The sequence below is a fragment of the Novosphingobium sp. genome (genome assembly GCF_025351285.1).
Classification (GTDB): domain Bacteria; phylum Pseudomonadota; class Alphaproteobacteria; order Sphingomonadales; family Sphingomonadaceae; genus Novosphingobium.
Genome location: NZ_JANXWG010000131.1, coordinates 20641 through 40056, shown reverse-complemented (window position 1 = coordinate 40056; position 19416 = coordinate 20641). Strand labels below are relative to the sequence as shown.

The 19416-nt window shown below is 64.6% G+C and carries 13 protein-coding genes; all 13 read left to right on the top strand.

What is annotated here, in order from left to right; genetic code table 11:
• The first annotated feature begins 12 nt into the window (after window positions 1-12).
• The 13 genes from Q0R16_RS15865 (at window position 13) to Q0R16_RS15805 (ending at window position 19409) form a co-directional block, all read left to right on the top strand.
• Window positions 13-2376, top strand: a complete 2364-nt coding sequence (locus Q0R16_RS15865; RefSeq protein ID WP_295638254.1) for a TonB-dependent receptor — start codon at window positions 13-15, stop codon at window positions 2374-2376.
• Between the two features lie 2 nt (window positions 2377-2378).
• Window positions 2379-3224, top strand: a complete 846-nt coding sequence (locus Q0R16_RS15860) for an alpha/beta hydrolase (protein ID WP_295638250.1) — start codon at window positions 2379-2381, stop codon at window positions 3222-3224.
• Window positions 3225-3235: 11 nt separating this feature from the next.
• The gene (locus Q0R16_RS15855; RefSeq protein WP_295638247.1) at window positions 3236-4273 is read left to right on the top strand and encodes an aromatic ring-hydroxylating dioxygenase subunit alpha; all 1038 of its coding nucleotides are present in this window, start codon (window positions 3236-3238) and stop codon (window positions 4271-4273) included.
• The gene (locus Q0R16_RS15850) at window positions 4270-5586 is read left to right on the top strand and encodes a family 1 glycosylhydrolase (RefSeq protein ID WP_295638244.1); all 1317 of its coding nucleotides are present in this window, start codon (window positions 4270-4272) and stop codon (window positions 5584-5586) included. Before Q0R16_RS15855 ends, Q0R16_RS15850 begins: the two co-directional genes overlap by 4 nt.
• A 234-nt stretch (window positions 5587-5820) precedes the next feature.
• Window positions 5821-8766, top strand: coding sequence for a TonB-dependent receptor (locus tag Q0R16_RS15845; protein ID WP_295638241.1), 2946 nt, complete (start codon window positions 5821-5823; stop codon window positions 8764-8766).
• Window positions 8767-8871: 105 nt separating this feature from the next.
• Window positions 8872-10419, top strand: a complete 1548-nt coding sequence (locus Q0R16_RS15840; protein WP_295638238.1) for a tryptophan halogenase family protein — start codon at window positions 8872-8874, stop codon at window positions 10417-10419.
• Window positions 10416-11135, top strand: a complete 720-nt coding sequence (locus tag Q0R16_RS15835; protein WP_295638235.1) for a SapC family protein — start codon at window positions 10416-10418, stop codon at window positions 11133-11135. The genes Q0R16_RS15840 and Q0R16_RS15835 overlap by 4 nt, the downstream gene beginning before the upstream one ends.
• Window positions 11128-12159 (top strand): cupin-like domain-containing protein, encoded by a 1032-nt coding sequence (locus Q0R16_RS15830; RefSeq protein ID WP_295638307.1) that lies wholly within the window; start codon window positions 11128-11130, stop codon window positions 12157-12159. The genes Q0R16_RS15835 and Q0R16_RS15830 overlap by 8 nt, the downstream gene beginning before the upstream one ends.
• A complete protein-coding gene (locus tag Q0R16_RS15825; RefSeq protein WP_295638232.1) occupies window positions 12159-13658 on the top strand; it encodes a tryptophan halogenase family protein in 1500 nt (499 codons plus the stop codon). The genes Q0R16_RS15830 and Q0R16_RS15825 overlap by 1 nt, the downstream gene beginning before the upstream one ends.
• Complete coding sequence (locus Q0R16_RS15820; RefSeq protein ID WP_295638229.1) at window positions 13655-14587, top strand: glycoside hydrolase family 16 protein; 933 nt, start codon at window positions 13655-13657, stop codon at window positions 14585-14587. The genes Q0R16_RS15825 and Q0R16_RS15820 overlap by 4 nt, the downstream gene beginning before the upstream one ends.
• A 3-nt stretch (window positions 14588-14590) precedes the next feature.
• Window positions 14591-15655: a LacI family DNA-binding transcriptional regulator gene (locus Q0R16_RS15815; RefSeq protein ID WP_295638226.1), complete on the top strand. Its 1065-nt coding sequence runs from the start codon at window positions 14591-14593 to the stop codon at window positions 15653-15655.
• A 4-nt stretch (window positions 15656-15659) separates the two neighbouring features.
• A complete protein-coding gene (locus Q0R16_RS15810; protein WP_295638223.1) occupies window positions 15660-16856 on the top strand; it encodes an MFS transporter in 1197 nt (398 codons plus the stop codon).
• Between the two features lie 102 nt (window positions 16857-16958).
• The gene (locus Q0R16_RS15805; protein ID WP_295638220.1) at window positions 16959-19409 is read left to right on the top strand and encodes a glycoside hydrolase family 3 protein; all 2451 of its coding nucleotides are present in this window, start codon (window positions 16959-16961) and stop codon (window positions 19407-19409) included.
• The last annotated feature ends 7 nt before the right edge of the window (window positions 19410-19416 follow it).

The window sequence follows — 19416 nt, the reverse complement described above, 5'->3', positions numbered from 1 at the left end:
GAGGATAAGATCATGAAAAATTTCGGTAAAGCACGATCGGTTGTGCTGCTGTCTGGCCTTTGCCTGGCAGCTTTGGCGGCTCCGGCATTGGCGCAACAGGCGCCGCAAAGCGGAACGCCCGAGGCGAGCGACAACAGCGATGTGGCCCCCGCTGACATTGTCGTGACCGCCACGCGCCGGTCTGAACGATTGCAGGACGTGCCTATCGCGGTTTCGACGATCAGCGCCGATCAGATCGCCAAGGGCGGCTTCCAGAAACTGACCGACTTGCAGTACCAGTTTTCGGGCCTGCAATACGGCACTTCGCCCAACGATTCGGGCTTCCGCATGCGCGGCGTGGGATCGGCCGGCGGGTTTTCCAGCTCGTCCGAACAAAACGTCGGCACCGTGGTCGACAACGTGATCATCCCGTTCGGCAACCCGGTGCAGAGCCTGGGTGATCTCGAGCGTGTCGAAGTGCTGAAAGGCCCGCAAGGCACGCAATTCGGCAAAAACGCGTCTTCGGGCGTGGTCAATATCACCACTGCCAAGCCCAAGTTCGATGCGATCAGCGGCAAGGCCTTTGCATCGTATGGTGAACTCAACGAAGTCAACGCCAACGGCAGCATCAACCTGCCGCTGGCCTCGAACGCCGCGTTGGCGGTCTATGGCTATTATCGGCGCAACGATGGTTTCCTGCACGATGTGCCGCTTAACGTCGATTGGGGCGCTGAAAAAAGCTATGGCGCGCGCGCCAAGCTGCTGTGGGAGCCGACCAGCCAGCTTTCGATCTATGTGATCGGCGATTACTCGATCACCAAGGGCGTCGGGCCGGGCCAGTTGTGGTCGCTCAACCACTTGCCCTTCGATGTTGCGCAGAACCCGCTGATGGGCGTGCGCTTCGGCAACCTGGCGGCGCTGGGCATCACGCCGGGCTTCTACAACGACAAGTCGGCCGAGGAATATCCCGGCTTCACCCGCTCGATCGACTTCGGCGGCAGCCTCGAGGTGAATTACGCGCTGGCGGGCGGCTACAACCTCACCTCGATCACCGCGTACCGGCGGACCAACGATGGGCCCAACCAGTTCGCGATCGACGGCACCAGCTTCCCCGTCTTCACCGCCAACCAGGATGGCGTGCCGCAATCGTTCGCCTCGCAGGAATTGCGGCTGACTTCGCCCAAGAGCAGCGCGTTCGAATTCACCACTGGCGTCTATGGCTCGATCCGCAAAGTGGGCGACAACAGCCACTTCAGCCGTGCGCAACTGCGCCCCGCCACGCCGTTCCCGGCCGGCCCCGGCGGCAGCCAGTTGATCGTCGATATCTCGGGCGGGCAGAGCAACACCCAGACCCGTTCGGCTTCGGCCGCGGCGTTCGTCGACGGGCGTTTCCACGTCAACGAACAGCTCGCGCTGATCGGCGGCGCACGCTATCAGTATGACAAGGTCAATGCGCGGTTCTATTCGATCATCGATCCGGCCTTCGCGCCCGGCAGCTTCGGCGCCCAGGGGTTCGTCGCGCCTTACACGCCCACTGCGCTCAAATCGGGCCAGGTCAGCAAAAGCGGCTTCTCGGGCCGCGCCGGGCTTGAATACAAGGTCAACCGCGACATCCTGCTGTTCGCCACGGTAGCGCGCGGTTACCTCGGGCCGACGGTGGCGTTTTCGGGGCTGACCGGAACGCAAAGCTCGGTCAATCCGCAGACCGTGCGCGACGTGACGGTGGGCTTGAAGTCACAACTGTTCAACCGCGCCGTCACGTTCAACGCCAACGTGTTCTTCGACAAGTACAACAACTTGCAGACTTCGGTGTTCAACGGGGTCGAATTCCTGACGCAGAATGCCGGTGGCTTCCGCGCCAACGGCTTCGAGGCCGATGCTTCGTGGCGGGTCAGCAAGGCACTGAGCTTCCACGGCAGCTTCACCTATTCGGACACCAAATTCACCGATTACGTGACCGCATGCCCCAGCGTGGTGAAGTCCGGATACAAGTGCTTCCTTGGCTCCGATGGCGTGACATCGCTGGTCCAGGCGGCGGGCGAACCGCTGTCGGGCGCGCCCAAGACCAGCGCCACCTTCGGCGCCGACATCAAGCTGCCGATCAACGATACGCTTACGTTCGACTGGTCGGCCAACGCCTACTACCGCAGCCGCGTGCAGTATGATGTTGCCAACGCGCTGTCGTTCCAAAAGGGTTATGCCACGATCGGGCTGAACACCGGCATCGGTTCGGCCGATGGTCGCTGGCGGGTCGGCGTGTTCGCGCGCAACCTGCTCGACCAGCGCTTCCACGCCGCGGTTATCGGCCTGCCGTTTGCCGACGCCGGTGGCGAAGTCAACTGGAACACCCGTGAAGGCCGCCGTACCGTTGGCGGCAGCGTGCAGTTCAGCTTCTGACCATGCGCAGTGCGATCGCCGCGATGGGTACGGGCCTGGGGCCCGGCGTGCTCGATGCGTGCCGCGCGCTGTTCGACGATGAACAGCGCGCGCTCGCCGCGAGGCAGCCCGCAGCGGCGATCGACCTTGCTTACGGCGCCGCACCGCGCCAGCGGCTGGATATTTACGCATCGGCCGGTGCCCAAGGGCGGCCGGTGCTGGTTTTCGTCCATGGCGGAGGGTTCCTGAAGGGCGACAAGGGTTCGGACCACGCCTGGCCCAATGCCAGTGTCGGGCGGATGGCGGCATCGATGGGGCTGGTCGGCGCAGTGATCAACTACCGCCTCGCGCCCGAGCATCCTTGGCCGGCGGGGGCGGAGGACGTGGTTGCGGCGGTCGACTGGCTGCACGCCAACGTCGCTGCGTTCGGCGGGGATCCCGCGCAGTTTGTGCTGATGGGCACTTCGGCCGGCGCGGTGCACGTTTGCGGAGCGCTGGCCCACGATCCGGCGCTGGCAGTCCGGGTGCGCGGCGCGGTGCTGCTGTCGGGGCTTTATGGCTTCACCCCGCTCGATGAGCGAGACACGCTCTACTACGGCGATCCGGCGCTCTATCCCGCGCGGATGCCGCGTGCGGCGCTGGTCGAAACCACGCTGCCGCTGCTGGTCGCCTGCGCCCAGTTCGATCCGCCGCGGTTCCAGGCCGAATTTCTCGGACTGCTGACGGCGCGGCTCGAACGGCACGGCGCCATGCCACGGGCGCACTTTGCCGGCGGCCACAACCACTATTCAATGGCGATGCACCTCGGCACGGCGGACCGGGCGCTCGCCGCCGCTGTTGCCAGCTTTATCGCTGATTGCTGCGATTGATGGAGGGACCGATGTATCCACTCAACCAGAAGCAGCCCTGGCCGCGGCAACAGTGGTGGATCGCCGCCTGGTCGGGCGAGGTTTCGCGCGAACTGCTCGGACGCACGATCTTGGGCGAGCCGGTAATCCTCTATCGGACGGAGGATGGCACCCCGACTGCGCTTGCGGGCGTGTGCCCGCATCGCAGCTACCCGCTGGCGCAGGGCACGCTCGTCGGCGATGCGGTGCAATGCACTTATCACGGATTCACTTTCGACGCGGCCGGCGCTTGCGTGCGCGTTCCATCGCAGGCCAGCGTTCCCGATCGGAGCCGCTTGCGGCATTACCCTACGGTCGAGCGCGGCGGCACGGTGTGGATCTGGACGGGTGATCCCGACCGGTCCGACGCTGTCACCATTCCCGACGTTCTCGCGATGGGCATGGCTGCGCCCGGCTGGGCCAACGACATTTCGCCGATGGTGACGATCAGGGGCCGCTACACGCTTCTGATCGACAACCTGATGGACCTCAGTCACGCCAGCTTCATCCATGCCGACACCATTCCCGGCGCTGACTATATCGCAACAATTCCGGCAGAGCTGGTCGATGGCGCGGGCAGCCTTGCTGTCCGTCGCGTCGGCCGGATCCCGCCCAATCCGCTCACGCGCAAGCAGTTTCCGCTGCAAAACGGCGGTGTCGAACAGCATTTCGATGCCGAATACCATGCGCCGGCGCTGATCCGCACGGGCGGCGACATCCGCACCGAGGCCGGCGAGCCGCTCGGCACGCAGAACTTCATCCACGGCATCACGCCCGAAACCGCGCACAGCGTCCACTACTTCGTCGCCACCACGCGCGATTTCGCGATCGCGGACCCAGCACTGAGCGCCGGTAACCTCGCCATGGGCGATCGTATCCAGCCGCAGGACGTAGCTGCGATCGAAGCGGTCGAAGCGATGCTTCGATCGCTCGCCGCCGCGCCGACCGAAGTTTCGTGCCGCGCCGATACCGGCGCGCTCAAGGTGCGTCACCGGCTGGCGCGTCAGATTGCATCGGAGGACATGGCATGATCGATCGGCGAAGCCTGCTTGCTGCTGGCGCTCTCAGCGCTGCAATCGCCGCCGCGCCTGCGGTCTCCAAGGTTGCCGCGACCGGTCCACGCCGATTCCCCAAGGGATTCGTGTGGGGCGCGGCGACGGCGGGGCATCAGGTCGAAGGCAACAACGTCAACGCCGACAGTTGGTTGCTCGAGAATGTCCGGCCCACGGTTTATGCGCAACCATCGGGCGATGCCGCGAACAGCTTCGCCATGTGGCCGGCCGATCTCGATTGTGCGAAAGCGCTGGGCCTCAACGCCTATCGCTTCAGCCTCGAATGGGCGCGGATCGAGCCCGAGCCGGGCCAGTTTTCAGGTGCCATGCTCGATCACTACAAGGCCGTGATCGACGGCTGCCATACGCGCGGGCTGGCGCCAGTCGTCACCTTCAACCACTACACCACGCCGCGCTGGTTTGCGGCGCGCGGCGGCTGGACACATGCCGATGCGCCCGCGCTGTTCGCGCGGTTCTGCGATCGCGCGGCGCGGCACCTGGCGGGCGGGATGGCCTACGCCACCACGCTCAACGAACCCAACATCATGACCCTGCTGCGCGTAGTGCTGCCGCCGCCGGTGATCGCCGCACAGCACGCGATGCTGGCCGCCGCCGCAAAGGCCAGCGGAACAGCCAGCTTTGCCGCGGGAAATGCCATCGAGATCGATCAGGTCGACGCCGCCACGAAGCTGATGATCGCCGGGCACAAGGCCGGGCGCGCGGCGATCAAGGCGGCGCGCGGCAACCTGCCGGTGGGCCTGAGCCTGGCCATGTTCGACGATCAGGCCGCCGGCCCGCACAGCCAGCGTGATGCAATGCGCAGTCGGCTTTACGGGCCGTGGCTCGAAGCCGTGAAGGGTGACGATTTTCTCGGCGTGCAGAATTACGAGCGCAAGATCTGGGGGGCGGACGGCGCGCTGCCTGCGCCGGCCGGAGCCACGCTCAACTATTCGGGCAGCGAGGTCTACGCCGCTTCGCTTGGCGGCGCGGTGCGTTACGCTCACGCCGCGACCGGCCTGCCGATCTTTGTCACCGAGCATGGCGTCGGCACCGATGACGACGCGGTCCGCGCCGCATTGATCCCTGCGGCGCTGGCGGGCCTCCACGGCGTGATGGCCGAGGGCGTTCCGGTCATCGGTTACTGCCACTGGTCGCTGATCGACAACTTCGAGTGGATCTTCGGCTTCAAGGTCCATTTCGGGCTGCACCGCGTCGATCCGGTCACATTTGCTCGCAGCCCCAAGCCAAGCGCCGCCACTTACGCAGCGATTGTGCGGGCCAACGCAGTCTGACGCCGACCTGTATCCCGAATTCCGGAACCCTGGCGTGCGAGTGATCGCAGTGGCGCCCCGTTGAGGCCGAAACCGGCCTGATCGATACCGCGCAACGCCCTCGACAAATCCTGCGATCATCACGAATGGAAAAGACGACTACCCTTGACCAAGTGAACGTTATCATTTAGGGGAACGTTCACAATCAGCGATCTCGAACAATGGATCGTGCAGAATCGGGGAGGGGAATCGAAAATGAAGGCACCGCGCACGCTCGCTTTTGGCCAGCTCATGTTGAGTGTTTCGGCCGTTGCACTGACCATCGGCATGCAGCCGGCTTTCGCGCAGAACGCCGCACCCGAAGCGCGCGCCAACCCTGACGAAATCGTCGTATCGGGCATCCGCGCCAGCCTGGCGAAATCGCTCGATCTCAAGCGCGACGGGCAAGGCGTTGTCGATGCCATTTCCGCCGAAGACATCGGCAAGTTCCCCGACACCAACCTGGCCGAATCGCTCCAGCGCATCACCGGCGTGTCGATCGACCGCAGCAATGGCGAAGGATCGACCGTTACCGTTCGCGGCTTCGGCCCCGATTTCAACCTGGTCCTGCTGAACGGCCGCCAGATGCCGGCGTCAAGCCTTGGCAGCGGCGTGCCGGCCTCGCGCAGCTTCGATTTCGGCAATCTGGCTTCAGAGGGCGTCGCGTCGGTCGAAGTCTACAAGTCGGGCCGCGCATCGCTGCCGACGGGCGGCATCGGCTCGGTCATCAACATCAAGACCCCGCGCCCGCTCGATCGACCGGGCTTCAAGGGCAGCATCGGCGTCAAGGCCGTGTACGACACCTCGCGCTTCGAAGGCAGCAAGGTTTCTCCCGAAGTTTCGGGCATCATCAGCGACACCTTTGCAGACAACCGGATCGGCGTCCTGGCCACCGGTTCGTACCAGCGCCGCCGGTCGAGCCAGGCACAGTTCAACGCCGGCTGGCGCGAAGGTTATCTGGGCAGCGAGAACAACTGGGGTTCGCTCGCCATGCCGGGTGATCCGCGTTACGCCAACATCACCAATCGCCCGAAGGCGACCGACGTCTATCAGGTTCCGCAGAATGCCGGTTACGACCTGACCGACACCGATCGCGAGCGGATCAACGGCCAGTTGGTGTTGCAGGTCAAGCCGACCGACAACCTGTCGGCAACGGTTGACTACACGTTCTCGCAGAACACCGTAAACGCCCGCACCAACAGCATCGGCATCTGGTTCAACCACAACGACACCACCAGCAGTTGGACCAACGGTCCTGCGGCGGGCCCGAACTTCTATGCCGAAAATTTCGCTCAGGCCGAAGGCAAGGATCTGGCCATCACCGGTGCGGTCGCGGCCAACCGGTCGATCAACAAGTCGATCGGCGGCAATCTCGACTGGAAGGGACCGGGCGGCCTGCGCCTGACCCTCGACGGCCATCATTCGACCGCCGAGAGCAAGCCGACGAGCCCTTACGGCAGCAACATCGCAGTCGGCAGCGCGATCTATGGCATCAAGAACCAGCGGGTCGACTTCACCACGGCTCTGCCCGTCATTTCGGTGGCGATGTATCCGGGTTCGGAAATCGCCGCATCGAACATTCGTCCGGCCGGGAACGCCTTCCGCAACGCCTACATGCGCGACGAGATCAACGAGGCCTCGTTCAAGGGCAGCTATGATTTCGACTCGTCATTCATCAAGAGCCTCGATTTCGGCGTGGGTTATACGGACAACAAGGTCCGTACGGCCTTTGGTTTCATCCAGAACGACACCTGGGGTGGAACCTTGTCGGCGGCGCAAACCCCGGACAGCCTGTACACGATCACGAGCCTGCCCAACCGGCTTGGCGGGATCGACGGTTCGAACGCGTCGGGGATTATTCCCAATTACTTCAAGATCAACACCGAATCGCTGATCGGCCTGCTCAACTCGAACCTGGGGATTTGCGCGGCTGCGGCGCAGGCGGGAACCTGCCTTGCCAAGTACACGGCCGATCGCCGGATCGAGGAAAAGACCCTCGCGCCCTATATCCAGACGACTCACCGGTTCGACTTGCTCGCCGGGCCGGCAAACGTGCGGCTTGGCCTGCGCTATGAACGCACGAGGATCAATTCGTCGGCGCTGGTCCCCATCCCGACCGGCACCGTGTGGACCGGCGGTAACGAAACCTCGATCATCTACGGCACTGCCTCGGGCTTTGCCACGCTGAAGGGCAACTACAACAACTGGCTGCCCGCGATCGATTTCGATCTCACGCCGATCCGCAACGTCAAGCTGCGCGCATCGTACAGCCAGACCATCACCCGGCCCGATTATGGGAGCCTGCAGGGCGGCACTACGCTCGATTCACCGATCCGGATCGGCGGGAGCACCGGCGGCAGCGGCAATCCGGGCCTGTTGCCTTACAAGTCCAAGAACATCGATCTGTCGGCGGAATGGTACTACAAGCGCGACAGCTACATTTCGGTGGGCTATTTCCACAAGAACGTCAGCAACTTCATCAGCAACACCACGGTCAACACGCCCGAGTTCGGCCTGACCAACGCCGCAGCGGGCCCGCACGCCGCCGAGGCGCGGACGGCACTGGGAGCCAACGCTACGCCGGCCGCCCTGCTGGCATATATCGCGGCGAAGTACCCATCAACGATCGATGCGGCGACGGGCGGCGTGATCGGACAATCCACCGATCCGCTGGTCAATTTCGTGATCACCCAGCCGACCAACAGCAACCAGACGGCCAAGCTGTCAGGTTTCGAGTTCGCGATCCAGAACAGCTTCTGGGATACCGGGTTCGGAACAATCCTGAACTATACCATTGTCAACAGCGATACCAACTACAACAATGCACTGCGCTATACGGTGCCACAGTTTGCTGTGAATGGCGTGAGTGACAGCGCCAACGCTGTGCTTTACTATGACGAGCACGGGTTCCAGGCCCGCGTTGCCTACAACTGGCGCGCCGGCTTCCTTGCGGGTTACGGCTTCGATCCTTACTACACCAATCCCTATGGGCAGTTCGACATCAGCGCGAGTTACGAATTCCGCAAGGGCTTCACGGTCTTTGCTGAAGGCATCAACGTGACCAATGCGTCCCGTCGCGGCCATATGCGCAACGATCAGACCGTGTTCTTCTCGGCCCCGGGTTATGGCCGTTACGCAGCGGGCCTCCGGTATGCATTCTGATGTGAACTGACCGGTCTGCCATTAGCCTCCTCAACAGAGTCGCACTGCCCGTCAGTGCGACTCTTTTGCCCTTGAACCAGCCGAATGTCGGCTATGGTCTTTTGCATGATGGTCGGTAGCATTCAGCGTGTCGTGATAGTGGGCGGCGGAACCGCAGGCTGGCTTTCGGCCTGCCTGCTTGCCGCGCGGCACCCGCACTTGTCGGTCACCCTCGTCGAGGCTCCGGGCATCCCCACGATCGGCGTGGGCGAGGGCACCTGGCCGACGATGCGCGCCACGCTGGCGACGATCGGCATCGCTGAAAGCGATTTTCTGCGCGAATGCGATGCCGCGTTCAAGCAGGGCTCGCGCTTCGATGGCTGGCTCGACGGGTCGGCCGCTGACAGTTACCTGCATCCCTTCACCGCGCCCCCGCCCGGCGACATGCGCGATCACCTGGCCGCCTGGCAGGACCAAGCCGCCGGTCAGCCCTTCGCTGCGACCATGACCGCGCAACACGTGGTCTGCCAGCGCAACCTGGCGCCGCGGCAGCGGACGATGCCCGACTACGCCGGCGCACTGAATTACGGATACCATCTCGATGCCGGCAAGTTTGCGAACCTGCTGGCGCGCCACGGCACCGGCAAGCTGGGGATCACGCACGTCGCGGCGCTGGTCGATGGCGTCGAAACCTCGGGCGATGGCGATATCGCTTCGCTGCGCTTGCGCGATCGGGCGCCGTTGCCCGGCGATTTCTTCATCGACTGTTCGGGCCAGGCGGCCATCCTGATCGGCGATCATTGCGGGGTCGAATGGGTCGATCGGTCGGACGTGTCGTTCAACGATCGCGCGCTGGCCGTGCAAGTGCCGGTGGAACCCGGCAGCGCGGTTGCATCGCAAACCATCGGCACTGCGCACGAAGCGGGCTGGCTGTGGGACATCGGCTTGCCCACCCGTCGCGGCATCGGCTGCGTCTACAGTTCGCGCTTCCTGTCCGACGACGGGGCGGAACGCACCTTGCGCGAATATGTGCAAGCGCGCTGCCCGGCCGCAGACCAAGCGCAATTGCGGCCGCGCAAGCTGGCTTTTGCTACAGGGCACCGGGCTCGTTTCTGGCAGGGCAACTGCGTGGCGGTCGGCTTGTCGGCCGGCTTCATCGAACCGCTCGAAGCATCGGCGATCGTGCTGATCGAACTGTCGATCCAGGCGCTGGCAGACAACTTTCCCCGCAGTCGCGCGGCGATGGATATCCACGCGCGCCGGTTCAACGACTTGTTCCGCTATCGCTGGGACCGGATCGTCGAGTTTCTCAAGCTGCACTATGTCCTCAGCCGCCGCGAGGAGCCGTACTGGCTGGCGCAAAGGGCGCCTGCTAGCATCCCCGCGCGACTGGCCGAAAACCTTGCCCTGTGGCGCGACCAGCCGCCTTCGACCTGGGATCTTGCGCAAGTGGACGAGATATTCCCATCGGCCAGCCAGCAATACGTGCTTTACGGCATGGGCTTTCCCCCGCCGCAGCAGGCCGTTGCACCTGAACGCAACCCGATGCTCGACGAGATCGGGCAGCGGGCCAAGGCTCTGGCTTCGGCACTGCCCGCCAACCGCGACTATTTTACCGCTGCCGCTGCACATCAGCAGGCGCAGACGGCCCGTGAAGGACTTGCCGGACGATGAGCACGCACCAGATCCTGACCAACGCGGACCATGCCGAATTGCGCGTTCACACCGGCGCCGGCGCCGAATATGGCGACAATGTCATGGCGTGCTTCACCGTGCCGATCGAGTTCCGCCGGGTGCAGGCGCATTTCCCGATCGTGTTCCGCCGCGATCTCGAAAGCGGCAGGATCTCGGCGCTCGCGCTGTTCGGCTTCGACAACGGCGAGAACCTGTTTCTCGACGGCGACCGCTGGGATGCCGGATATCGCCCGCTTTCGCTCGCCATCCAGCCGTTCCTGATCGGGCAGCGGATCGCCGAGGATGGCGACGCGCAAGTCCATCTGGACACCAGCCACCCGCGTATCGCCAACGGCGGCGAGGGCGTCCGGGTGTTCGACGAGCATGGCAAGCCCACGCCCTATCTCGAAGCCATGGCCGAACAGCTTGGCGACCTGGATCACGGCTACCGCCAGAGCGAGGCGTTTTTCGCCGATCTCGAACGCCATGCGCTGCTCGAACCGTTCACGCTCGAAGTGGCGTTGAACGACGGTTCGAAGAATTCGCTCGTTGGGTACCACACGATCGACGAAGACCGGTTGGCGCAACTCGATGGCGAAGCGCTGCAATCGCTGCATGCCAGCGGGCACCTGCAACCGATCTTCATGGCGATGGCATCGCTGTCGCAGTTTGCTGAACTCGTGGCGCGCAGGAACGCGCGTGTCGCTGGTGGCTGAGCACGATCCGTCCACCTTCGCCGGACTGACGGCGGTTGCCGAACGGCAGGCAGGGGACGCGGCGTCGCTCGATGCCTTGTTGCACGGTGCGCGCGATCCGTTCGTGATCCGCGGGCTGGCCGCGGACTGGCCGCTGGTGCAGGCCGGGCTGCGATCGCCGCGCGATGCGCGCGAATACTTGCTGGAACGGGCGCTTGCGGTTCCGTTCACGGTTTCGATCGGCTCGCCGGGGCACGACGGCCGCCTGTTTTACGACGCCGGCATGGACATGAATTTCCACACCGCGCGGGGCAAGCTCGCCGATATCTTCGCCGGCATCGATGCCAACGAAGACCGTGCCGAACCGCCGACGATCTATCTCGGCTCGATCGATGTTCCGGCGCATTTCGAACGTGTTGGGGAAGAAAACCGGATCGACCTCGGCAGTCGCGAGCCGCTGACCAGTTTGTGGATCGGCACGCAAACGCGGATCGCGGCGCACAATGATTTTCCCGATAACCTGGCCTGTTGCGTGGTGGGTCGGCGCCGCTTCACGCTGTTTCCGCCCGAGCAGTTCGCCAACTTGTACCTTGGCCCGATCGACAACACGCCCGCCGGCCGCGCCGTCAGCATGGTCGATTTCCACGCGCCGGACCCGGCCGCACACCCGCGTTTCGCAGAGGCGCTGAATCATGCCCAGGTGGCCGAGCTGGAGCCGGGCGACGCGGTGTTCATCCCTTCGATGTGGTGGCACCACGTCGAAGGGATGGCCCGCTTCAATGCGCTGCTCAATTACTGGTGGCGCGAGACGCCGCGCTTTCTGGGGCAGCCGCAGGACGCGCTCAACCACGCGATCCTCTCGATCCGTGATCTGCCGCCCGCAGACAAGGCGATCTGGCACGCGCTGTTCAACCACTACGTCTTCGAAAACGGACCACTGGTGACCGACCACATTCCAGCCGGAGCGCGCGGTGTGCTCGATCCGCTGGATGCGGAAGGCGCCGGGCGGTTGCGATCGTTTCTTCTCAGGACATTGAGCCGATGATGCAGGAATACACAAAGCGCCGGATCGTGGTTGCCGGGGGCGGAACGGCCGGCTGGATGGCCGCCGCGGCGCTGGCGCGGACGATGGGCGATGCGATCGAACTGACGCTGGTGGAATCCGATGCCATCGGCACGGTCGGCGTGGGCGAAAGCACGATCCCGCCGCTGGTGACCTATAACCGCCTGCTCGGGATCGGCGAGGCCGAGTTCATGAGCGCCACGCAGGCGACCTTCAAGCTGGGCATCTCGTTCGAGAACTGGAAGGTCCAGGGGGAAAAGTACTTCCATTCATTCGGCGTCACCGGCCGCGATCACTGGTCGGCGGGCTTCCAGCATTTCTGGATGCACGGCCTTTCGAAAGGGCACGAATGGAGCTTCGATGATTACTGCCTCGAACTGAAGGCGGCCTATGCGGGCAAGTTCGCGCACTTGCCCGACAATCGCATGAATTACGCCTACCAGCTCGATTCCACGCTCTATGCCGCCTTCCTGCGCAAGCTGGCCGAAGCCGATGGCGCCAGGCGGGTCGAAGGCAGGATCGCCGAAGTCCGGCTGAGCGGCGATTCCGGCAAGATCGAAGCGCTCGTGCTCGATTCAGGGCAGCGGATCGAAGGTGATCTGTTCCTTGATTGCACCGGGTTTCGCGCCTTGCTGATCGAAGGCGCGCTCCATGTCGGGTTTGACGACTGGACGCATTACCTCCCCTGCGATTCGGCCATCGCGGTGCAGACTGCCAGCGTGCGCCCGCCGATCCCTTACACCCGCGCGATCGCGCACGATGCCGGCTGGCAATGGCGCATCCCGCTCCAGCACCGGCAGGGCAACGGCATCGTCTATTGCAGCCGCTACCTCGCTCAGGATGCTGCGCTCGAACGCCTGCTGTCCACGATCGAGGGCGAACAACTGACCAAGCCCAACTTCATCCGTTTCACCACCGGTGCACGGCGCAAGCAGTGGCATCGCAACTGCATTGCGATCGGGCTTTCGGGCGGCTTCATGGAACCGCTCGAATCGACCAGCATCCACTTGATCCAGCGCGCAATCCTGCGGCTGATCCGCATGCTGCCGATGGGCGAAGTCAGCGATCGCGATGTGGCCGAATTCAACGATCAGCAGATGACCGACATGGTCCAGATCCGTGATTTCCTGGTGCTCCACTACAAGGCCACCGAACGGCGCGACAGTCCGTTCTGGCGCCAGTGCGCCGACATGGAAATCCCCGACAGCCTGACCCAGAAAGTCGAACTGTTCCGCGAAACCGGGCGGGTATTCCGCAAGAACGACGAACTTTTCGCGGAAAATAGCTGGGTGCAGGTGATGATGGGGCAGGGCATCATGCCGCAAGCATATCACCCTGTCGCCACCAAGCTGGCGGACGACGAACTGGCGCATCTGCTCGGCGGTCTGCGCGAAAGCGTTGCGAAAACCGTTGCCGGCCTGCCCGATCACCATGCCTATGTTGCGCGCTACTGCTCGTCGGCCAAGGCCGAGGCGGCATGATCGCCGGGGCCGCGGCCGTGCTGTCGCTGTTGGCGGCACAACCGGCTGCGGCGGAGGAGTGGCATCTGGTGTGGTCGGATGAATTCGACAAACCCGCGATCGATACCGCCAAATGGAGCTTCGACGGCGATTGCTGGGGCGGCGGAAATGCCGAGCGCCAGTGCTACACGGCGAACAATCACAACGCCGCGATCGAGGATGGCAAGCTCGTCATCACCGCAAGGCGCGAGCGCGCGACCGGCCCGGCCTTGCCCGAGGACCAGCGCAGACGCGCCGCCGATCCGGACGCGCAAGCCACCCGCGATTTCACCTCCGCCAAGCTGACCACGCGCGGCAAGGCCGGCTGGCGCTATGGCCGGATCGAAGTGCGCGCCAGCCTGCCGCATGGGCAGGGCACCTGGCCGGCGATCTGGATGCTGCCCGAACACGACACATACGGTGCGTGGGCCGCGTCGGGTGAGATCGACATGCTCGAAGCGGTCAACCTGGGGGTGCCGTGCAAATCCTGTCCGGGCGGCCGCGAGGACACGATCCTGGGCACGCTGCACTTCGGCGGGAACTGGCCCAAAAATGTCCACTCCGGCAGCGAGGTCCACGTCCCCGAAGCTCTCGAGGGCTTTCACACGTACGCGATCGAATGGCAGAACGATCGCATTTCCTGGCAAGTCGACGGCCGCACTTACGCCGAACGCAGCAGCAGCGACTGGTGGTCTGCGGGTTCGAAAGCACCGGGCGCGCCCTTCGACCGGCCGTTCTACCTCATCTTCAACCTGGCGATCGGCGGCGGCCTGGCCGAAAAACGCGGGGCAGGCGGCGTGTCGACGCGCGAATTTCCCAAGCGGTTCGTGATCGACTGGGTTCGCGTCTGGCAAAAGCAGGCTGGCTCGGTTAGGTCGCAACCGATGTCAACCATGCAAAAGGGCCAGTAGCGCATGGCGAGGCGTCGTCAGGCGGTCACGATCAAGCATGTCGCAGCGGACGCGGGCGTGTCGTTGCAGACGGTGAGCCGCGTCATCAACAATGAACCCAACGTGCGCCCGGAAATGAAGCAGCGGGTGCAGGAATCGATCGACAAGCTGGGCTACGTGCCCTCGATCGCCGCCCAGCGGATGAGCGGTTCGCGATCCTATCTGATCCTGGCGCTCAACGATCGTGAACGCACGATCGCGGACTGGCGCGCGCGCCAGGGCACCGACTGGGTTGACCAGATGCTGTTGGGCGGCATGCTCAAGTGCGCCGAACACGGCTATCGCATGATCGTCGAACTGGTAGACACGCACAGCGACCATGTCGAGCGCGAACTCCTTGCGGCCATCGCCGCGCTCCAGCCCGACGGCATCATCCTGACTCCGCCGCATTCGGACAATCCGCAGCTCGTGCGCTTGCTGGCCGGGCACGACATCCCGTTCGCGCGCATCGGTTCGAAAGGCGACGGCGCGGGCCTGCCCATTTCGATGGATGACGAAGGATCGGCGCGGGCGGCCACCCGCTACCTTGCCGAACGCGGGCACCGGCGCATCGGTTTCATTGCCGGGTCATCCGAATACAATCTCAGCGCCTGGCGGGTCGATGGCTGGACGGCAGCCATGGCCGAGGCCGGGCTCGGCACCGCCGGCTTGCTCGAGACGGGCGATTTCACTTACGCTTCGGGTGAACGCGCGGCGCGCAGGCTGCTCGAATCTTCAGAACCGCCCAGCGCGATCATCGCCAGCAATGACCAGATGGCGCTGGCAACGCTTGAAGTTGCGCGTTCGCTGGATTTGCGCGTGCCGCAGGACCTGTCGGTAATCAGCTTCGACAATTCGCCGCTGATGCATTTCACCCAGCCGCCGCTGACCGCGATCGATCAGCCGATCGCTGCAACCGCATCCAAGGCGGTGGAGATGATCATCGCCTCGCAAAGCGGTGAGTCAGCACCCAAATTGCTGACGGTTATCGCCGCCAGCATCGTCGAACGGGGCTCGGTCGCAAGCTTTCCGCCGCAGCCGGTCCGCTAACCCGATGGCCGGGTCACGGCAATCGAACCGCTTCCTGCTGCTCTATGCACTGGCCTGGGCCGGAGGGTCAGTCGCCTATGTCCCGTTCCTGACCATCCTGCTGCCCGTGAAGGTTTCGCTGCTTGCGGGGGCTGGTGGCGAAGTGACCTGGCTGGCCTATATTGCCTTCGCCGGCGCCATCGCGGCCAGCCTGGGGCATATCGGCTTTGGCTATCTCAGCGATATCACCGGCAATCGCCGGGGGTGGATATGGCTGGGACTGATTGTCTCGTGCTGCCTGCTCGTGGCAGTGACCCGGGCGACGGGTCTGGTGAGCATGATCGCCATCGTGCTGGCCTGGCAACTTGGCCTCAACATGATGCTGGCGCCGCTTTCGGCATGGGCCGGGGATAGCGTTCCGCACAGCCAGAAGGGCTTGCTGGGCGGGCTTCTGGCCTTTGCGCCGGGGTGCGGGGCATTGGCAGGAGCGTTCGTGACGATTCCGGGGCTGGCTCCGGCCGACGGCAGGCTGTGGCTGGTCGCGCTGATCGTGGCGGCGTGCGTGGTGCCGGTGCTGACGATCGGATCGCCCGAACCTGTCGAGGAGCCGGTGCCATCTCCTGAAAAAACGGTTGTGCCTGAGCACCCCGATGGTCTGCTCGATCGCAATGGTGCAAAGCAGCGGATGTGGCTGGCGCGTCTGGCCGTGCAGGTGGCCGAAGCCGCGTTGTTTTCGTACCTCTATTTCTGGTTCCGCTCGATCGATCCGGCGATGAGCGACAGCCGCACCGCCCGCATCCTGAGCGTGGTCCTGGTGCTTTCCGCGCCCGTAGCGGTGTGGACCGGGCAATGGGCCGACCGGCACCGCCGCCCGGTGGTTCCGCTGATCGTGTGCTCGGCGCTGTCGTGCGTCGGCCTGATGGGGATGGCGTTCGCGCAGTCCCTGCCGGCCGCGATCGGGGCTTATGCGCTGTTCGGGCTGGCGACGTCGATCTTCCTCGCCCTGCATTCGGCTCAAACGCTTCGCGTGCTGACACGATCCGATCGGCGCGGCCGGGATCTTGGCGTGTTCAACCTGACCAACACGGTGCCTTCGTTGTTCATGCCGTGGCTGACCCTGGCGCTGGTGCCGCGCTTCGGCTTTTCGGGACTTTTGCTGGTCCTGTCCGCCCTTGCCGCGGTGGCGGGCCTGCTTCTGGTCTCGTTTCCCCGCCGCACCTGACAGCACGCTTGATTTTGCGGGTCCCGTGTGTCAGTCACCGATTGATAACGTTCACACGATCAGATCGACAACGGTCACACCGTTACGGGATTGAGGGTTTCCATGATTTTCTGGCGCGTGCTCCTGGCGATGGGCTTGCTGACGACTGGCTGCGCCTCGGCTTCGGCAACCCGGACGGCTTCGGCAACCCGGACGGTTTCGGCGATCAAGACGCCCGCGGTCCGGGCGCATCCCGGGCTATGGCCTGCCGCACACAGCCCGGCCGCGATTTCCGACAAGGCGACCGAAGCCCGGATCACCGCAATGCTGTCTCGCATGACGATCGAACAGAAGGTCGGGCAGATGATCCAGGCCGATATCTCCGCGATCACGCCGGCAGACCTGCACGATTATCCGCTCGGCTCCATCCTCGCCGGCGGCAACTCGGGTCCTTATGGCGATGAGCGCGCTGATGCTGCGACGTGGAAGCGCCTTGTTTCAGAGTACCGTGACGCTTCGCGCAAAAGCGGGGCCGGTATCCCGATCCTGTTCGGTGTCGATGCGGTCCACGGCCATTCGAACTTGCCGGGTGCAACGATCTTTCCGCACAACATCGCACTCGGCGCGACACGCGATCCTGCGCTGATCCAGAGGATCGGTGCCGCGACGGCGGCCGAAGTGGCGGCGACCGGCATCGAATGGACCTTCGCGCCAACGCTCGCGGTCCCGCAGGATGTGCGCTGGGGGCGGACGTACGAAGGCTATGCCGGCGACCCTGCGCTGGTGGCCAGATATGCGCGTGCCATGACACTCGGCCTGCAGGGGCCGATGATGGCGGGCAAGCCGATCGGACCCGACCATGTTGCCGCCACCGCCAAGCATTTCCTGGCCGATGGTGGCACCGCCGATGGCAAGGACCAGGGCGATGCCCGAATCCCGGAAGCGCAACTGGTGGCCCGCCATGCCCAGGGCTACCCCGCCGCGATCGATGCCGGCGCGCTGACGGTCATGGCCAGCTTTTCGAGCTGGAACGGGGTCAAGAACCACGGCAACGCCAGCCTGCTGACCGATGTGCTCAAGGGGCGCATGGGCTTCATGGGCCTGGTTGTCGGGGACTGGAATGGCCACGGCCAAGTGCCCGGTTGCCTGGTCACCGATTGCCCGCAGTCGTTTGCCGCCGGGCTCGACTTGGCCATGGCGCCCGACAGTTGGAAGGGCCTGTTCGCCGCGACCGTCCGTGAGGCCCGCGCCGGGACGTTGCCGATGGCGCGGATCGACGATGCGGTCCGCCGGATCCTGCGGGTCAAGGCCAAGCTGGGGCTGCTCGATCCCGTACCGGTGGAGCGCGGCAACCTTGCGGCAATCGGTACGCCCGAACACTTGGCGCTGGCCCGCGAAGCCGCTGCGCGGTCATTGGTCCTGCTCAAGAACAACGGCGGGATACTGCCGCTTCGCGCGGGTTCGCGGGTGCTGATCACCGGCCCCGGCGCGGACAGCATGGCCATGCAGGCGGGCGGCTGGACCATCACCTGGCAAGGCACCGACACCACCGCCGGCGATTTTCCCAATGGCCAGACGGTCGGTCGCGCCATTGCGTCAGCGGTCGTCGCGGCGGGTGGGCAGGCCACGCTTGCCGCCGATGGCAAATGGTCGGGAAAGCCCGATGTGGCGGTCGTGATTTACGGCGAGCCGCCTTATGCCGAATATCAGGGCGATCGTCCGGACCTGGCCTTCCGGTCGCGCGAAGGCGAACAGGATCTTGTCGCCCGCCTCAAGGCGCAAGGGATCCGGGTGGTTTCGGTGTTTCTTTCGGGCAGGCCGCTGTTCACCGGTTCGCTGATCAATGCATCGGATGCCTTTGTGGCAGCATGGTTGCCCGGCACGCAAGGCGCCGGCGTCGCCGACGTGGTGGTGGCAGGACGCGACGGGAAGCCGGTTCGCGATTTCACCGGGCGATTGCCGTTTGCCTGGCCCGGCGATGCCATTTCGCCGATCCGCCGTCCGCTGTTTCCGGCGGGCTACGGGCTCGATTACGCCCATCCAGCCAATCTGGGCCGCGTGAACGAAGACCCGCGCGTCGATCTGGTCGCTGCAGCCAGCGAGGACGTCTACGTCTCGCGCGGGCTGGTGCCATCGCCGTGGCGGCTGACTTTGGACAACACGGTTACCTCGCGCGCGATGGATCTTTCCGCACAGGAAGATGCGCGCCAGTTTTCGTGGCAGGATCGCGGCGCGGTGACCATCGACGGTCCCGCGGTCGATCTGATGCGCCAGCTCGACGAGGGGTTTGTGCTGCGGCTCGACTGGCGCATCGATGCGGCGCCCACCGGGCCGGTCGATGTGGCGTTCGGCGGGGCCGCGCTCGATATCGGCAACCAGCTTCGCTCGGGGCCGAACGGCAAGGTCGTGCAGACGCTTGTGCCGCTGCGGTGTTTCAAGGAAGCCGGCGCAGACCTCAAGGCTGTGGGAACTCCGATCCGGATCGTTGCCGCAAAGGGATTCACGGCTACCTTGCGCGGTGCCAGGATCGAAGCGATCGGCGCGTCGCTTCCCTGTCCGCCCAAGTCACGATAAACCATAA

Excerpts from the sequence above, each read along its gene's own strand:
- Q0R16_RS15825 (WP_295638232.1), top strand. The coding sequence starts at position 12,159 with ATGCAGGAATACACAAAGCGCCGGATCGTGGTTGCCGGGGGCGGAACG.
- Q0R16_RS15815 (WP_295638226.1), top strand. The coding sequence starts at position 14,591 with ATGGCGAGGCGTCGTCAGGCGGTCACGATCAAGCATGTCGCAGCGGAC.
- Q0R16_RS15805 (WP_295638220.1), top strand. The coding sequence starts at position 16,959 with ATGATTTTCTGGCGCGTGCTCCTGGCGATGGGCTTGCTGACGACTGGC.
- Q0R16_RS15855 (WP_295638247.1), top strand. The coding sequence starts at position 3,236 with ATGTATCCACTCAACCAGAAGCAGCCCTGGCCGCGGCAACAGTGGTGG.
- Q0R16_RS15865 (WP_295638254.1), top strand. The coding sequence starts at position 13 with ATGAAAAATTTCGGTAAAGCACGATCGGTTGTGCTGCTGTCTGGCCTT.
- Q0R16_RS15835 (WP_295638235.1), top strand. The coding sequence starts at position 10,416 with ATGAGCACGCACCAGATCCTGACCAACGCGGACCATGCCGAATTGCGC.
- Q0R16_RS15850 (WP_295638244.1), top strand. The coding sequence starts at position 4,270 with ATGATCGATCGGCGAAGCCTGCTTGCTGCTGGCGCTCTCAGCGCTGCA.
- Q0R16_RS15810 (WP_295638223.1), top strand. The coding sequence starts at position 15,660 with ATGGCCGGGTCACGGCAATCGAACCGCTTCCTGCTGCTCTATGCACTG.
- Q0R16_RS15845 (WP_295638241.1), top strand. The coding sequence starts at position 5,821 with ATGAAGGCACCGCGCACGCTCGCTTTTGGCCAGCTCATGTTGAGTGTT.
- Q0R16_RS15840 (WP_295638238.1), top strand. The coding sequence starts at position 8,872 with ATGATGGTCGGTAGCATTCAGCGTGTCGTGATAGTGGGCGGCGGAACC.
- Q0R16_RS15860 (WP_295638250.1), top strand. The coding sequence starts at position 2,379 with ATGCGCAGTGCGATCGCCGCGATGGGTACGGGCCTGGGGCCCGGCGTG.
- Q0R16_RS15820 (WP_295638229.1), top strand. The coding sequence starts at position 13,655 with ATGATCGCCGGGGCCGCGGCCGTGCTGTCGCTGTTGGCGGCACAACCG.